General features: G+C 68.0%; 4 protein-coding genes. 2 read left to right on the top strand and 2 right to left on the bottom strand.

Annotated elements, in window-relative coordinates:
• Positions 1–145: 145 nt before the first annotated feature.
• Positions 146–868, bottom strand: a complete 723-nt coding sequence (locus tag AC1VAN_RS15650; RefSeq protein WP_025879186.1) for an Hpt domain-containing response regulator — start codon at positions 866–868, stop codon at positions 146–148.
• Between the two features lie 128 nt (positions 869–996).
• Between AC1VAN_RS15650 and rlmD the strand changes: the two genes are divergently transcribed.
• Positions 997–2,331 carry a 23S rRNA (uracil(1939)-C(5))-methyltransferase RlmD gene (rlmD, locus tag AC1VAN_RS15645; RefSeq protein WP_480986147.1) on the top strand — a complete coding sequence of 445 codons (1,335 nt, stop codon included), beginning with the start codon at positions 997–999 and terminating at the stop codon, positions 2,329–2,331.
• A 60-nt stretch (positions 2,332–2,391) separates the two neighbouring features.
• On the opposite strand, the gene AC1VAN_RS15640 is transcribed toward rlmD, so the two are convergent.
• Complete coding sequence (locus AC1VAN_RS15640) at positions 2,392–3,012, bottom strand: hypothetical protein (protein ID WP_442252218.1); 621 nt, start codon at positions 3,010–3,012, stop codon at positions 2,392–2,394.
• Between the two features lie 94 nt (positions 3,013–3,106).
• Between AC1VAN_RS15640 and AC1VAN_RS15635 the strand changes: the two genes are divergently transcribed.
• Positions 3,107–3,442, top strand: a 336-nt coding sequence (locus tag AC1VAN_RS15635) for a CYTH domain-containing protein (protein WP_480986146.1), incomplete at its 3' end; no start/stop codon positions are given.

Genomic DNA, 3,442 nt, shown 5'->3' with positions numbered 1-3,442 from the left:
GGATGCGGCTGCCAAGCCCCCATGGATGGGTTCACGGCGTCCCCGCACTCCGACACCGCCTCGCCATCCCACGGGATGCACGCTTTTGACGTTGAATTTGACGTCAGCTTCGGCGGGTGCAGGGCGCAGCCCTGCCGACCAACCCTCAGTGCAGCAGGGCAGCCACCGCCGCGCGGAACCCCGCCTGTGCCTGCCCCGATTCGGGCGTGTGATGCAGCTGCCGTACCGCACGTGCCAGTCGCGCTGCACCCACGAACCCGCAGCTGGCCTGCAACCGGTGCAGCTGGCTGCGCAGCTGGCGCTCGTCATGCTGGTCCACCGCCTGTTCGACCGCATCGCGCACGCCCGGCAGTTCGGCCAGGAACAGCTCGCGCAGGGCGATCAGGTGGTTGCGTTGGCCATTGAGCGCGGCCAGGGCGGCGGTTTCGTCCCAGTCCTCCAGGGCCAGCTCGACCGCCGCCGGCGGCACCGTGGAACCGGCGGGGCTGTTGACCAGCGCACGACGGACCGCCTTCAGCAGTTGGTCGCGGCCCAGCGGCTTGACCAGGGTGTCGCTGAAACCCGCCTCGCGCAGGCGGGCGTGAATGGCAGCATCGCCGTCGGCGGTATGCGCCAGCGCCGGGGTGTCCGGGTGCGAGCGGCGCAGCTGGTGCAACAGCTGGGCACCATTGCCATCCGGCAGGTTGACGTCGATCAGCCACAGATCGTGGGCACCGGGCTCGGCGCGCGCGAGGGCGCTGGCCAGTGAGTCGGCGGTATCCACATCCGCTGGTAACGTTTCCAACGCCGCTTTGAAAAAACCGCGGCTGATGATGTCGTCCTCGACAAGCAGGAAGCGGGGTCGACTGGCCCGCGGGGTCATCTGCATCAGGGCTGCCTCCATGTCAGCTGGGGTCAATCATCAAGCACGGCGGCGGCGGGCGCAAGCGGCCAGCGGCCCCGCTGGTCAGGATCTGCGACAATACGCCCCCACTTTTGCCCGCAGCCTGTTGCCACGTGGCCCGATCCCGCTCCCGCATCGACCGTACTCCCTTCCAGACCGAGATCCTCGACCTCAGCCATGATGGTCGCGGTGTTGCCCGCCGTGAAGGCGAGGGCGGCAAGGTCACCTTCATCAGCGGCGCCCTGCCTGGCGAAGTGGTGATGGCCGAACAGACCGCCCGCAGCCGCCACTTCGATGAGGCGCGCACGGTGGAAGTGCTGCAGGCCTCGCCGCAGCGGGTGACCCCCAATTGCCCGCATTTCGGCACCTGCGCCGGCTGCGTGCTGCAGCACCTGGACGAAGACCAGCAGATCSTCGCCAAGCAGCGCGTGCTGATGGASAACYTSGAGCGCATCGGCCATGTGAAGCCGGGCACCGTGCTGCCGCCGCTGGTGGGTGACAGCTGGGGCTACCGCCGCAAGGGCCGGTTCTCGGTGCGCCGGGTCGAGAAGAAGGACAAGACCCTGGTCGGCTTCCGCGAGCAGGACCCGCGCTTCGTCGCAGACCTGCAGCAGTGCCTGACCGTGATCCCGGAAATCGGCACCAAGGTGGAGGTGCTGTCGACCTTCATCGAATCCCTGGATGGCAAGCGCGACATCCCGCAGATCGAGTTCATCGCCGGTGACCAGGCCGTGGTGCTGACCGTGCGCCACCTGCAGCCGCTGAGTGATGCCGATCGGGCCGCCTGGGCGGCCTTTGGCCAACAGCACGGTTTTGTCATCTACCTGCAGTCGGGCGGCGTGGATACCGTGCAGCCGCTGGACGGGCAGGGCGTGGCGCTTTCGTTCCGGCTGGCGCCGTGGGATGTCGAACTGGCGTTCCGTCCGCTGGATTTCATCCAGGTCAATGCCAAGCTCAACGAGAAGATGATCGCCCACGCGCTGGACCTGCTTGAACCGGGTGCCGACGAGCGCGTGCTGGACCTGTTCTGTGGCCTGGGCAACTTCACCCTGCCGCTGGCGCGCAAGGTGCGCGAAGTGGTGGGCGTGGAAGGTGATGCCGGGCTGGTGGCGCGTGCGCGTGAGAACGCCGAGCGCAACGGGCTGGCCAACGCGCAGTTCTACAGCGCCGACCTCACCCAGGACCAGCGCAGCACGGCATGGATGCGCCAGGGCTTTGACAAGCTGCTGCTGGATCCGCCGCGTTCGGGCGCCATCGAAGTGCTGCAGCAGCTGCCGTTGAAGCAGTTCAAGCGCATCGTCTATGTCAGCTGCCATCCGGGCTCGCTGGCCCGCGATGCCGGCTACCTGGTCAACGAACAGGGCTTCACCCTGGTCAGCGCCGGTGCGATGGACATGTTCCCGCATACCGCGCACGTGGAAAGCATCGCGGTGTTCGAAAAGCGCTGATGCCTGCAGCGCCGGGGGCTGCCCGGCGCCTGCCTTGCCGCTTGCAGGCAGGCAATGCGGTCAGTCGGCCGGTGCGTTCTGCCACTGGCCGTCCACGCGCACGAAGGCCATGGACTGCTCGCCATGCTCGCTGCCGTCGCCTGCGCGCACGGTGCATTCGATGGCGGCCCTGTCGCTGGCGACCTCGCAGTTCCTCACTTCCTGCACCTGCAGGGTGCCGGCAGCCTGTTCGAAGCGTGCGCGCAGGGCTGGGTCGGCCTGCTGCTGCGCCTGCCCGGCGATCCGTTCGCGCAACAGCGCCTGCACCCTTTCCCGGGGCGGCGCCGGTACGGGCACATTGCGCTGGTCAGGCAGTGTCCACGCGCCATCCACCAGCGCCAGCCGCAGCAGCTGTGGTCGCGAGTTGATGCCTGCGCTGGCGGTGGCGATGCAATCGACGGCGTCGCCGGCCTCGGCGGGGGCACAGCTGTCCAGGGTCTGCAGACGGGGCCGGAACGTCTCGGCAACCAGGCGACTGCTGTCGCTGGCGGGGCGATCGGCAACGGCCTGGTCGAACATCCGGTCCATCGCAGCCTGTGCCTGCTGCAGCGAAGGTACGGTCGCCGATCCGGCGCTGGCAACGGCGCACGGCAGCAGCGCCGACAGGGCAAGACAGCGACGAAGGCGATGGGAAAGCGTCATGAGCGACCATTCCATGGTTGGGGGGCCGCGCAGTGTAGTCCTGCCCGTCGCCGCGCCGATAGGCAGCGTCTGGCGTGAGCCGCATACTGTGCCCATGGGCATCGAAATCGAACGCAAATTCCTCGTCACCCATGATGGGTGGCGCACCGCCGCGCACAGGGTCATCCCGATGGCGCAGGGCTACATCAACGATCTGGGCGCACTCGACCGCGGCACCCAGAACGCCTCGGTGCGGGTCCGCATTGAAGGCGACAAGGCCGCGCTGAACCTGAAGTCGCGCACCCTGGGCCATACCCGGCAGGAGTTCGACTATCCGATTCCGGTGCAGGATGCGCGCGACCTGCTGGCGCTGTGCGTCGGCGGCCTGATCGACAAGCGCCGCCATCTGGTCGAGTACGCCGGCCTGACCTGGGAAGTGGACGAGTTCCTC

The organism is Stenotrophomonas sp. 05L44_2 (genome assembly GCF_056665995.1).
Note: the sequence above shows the minus strand (reverse complement) of the source record. Positions and strands in the feature narration are given on the sequence as shown.

Excerpts from the sequence above, each read along its gene's own strand:
- AC1VAN_RS15650 (WP_025879186.1), bottom strand. The coding sequence starts at position 868 with ATGCAGATGACCCCGCGGGCCAGTCGACCCCGCTTCCTGCTTGTCGAG.
- AC1VAN_RS15640 (WP_442252218.1), bottom strand. The coding sequence starts at position 3,012 with ATGACGCTTTCCCATCGCCTTCGTCGCTGTCTTGCCCTGTCGGCGCTG.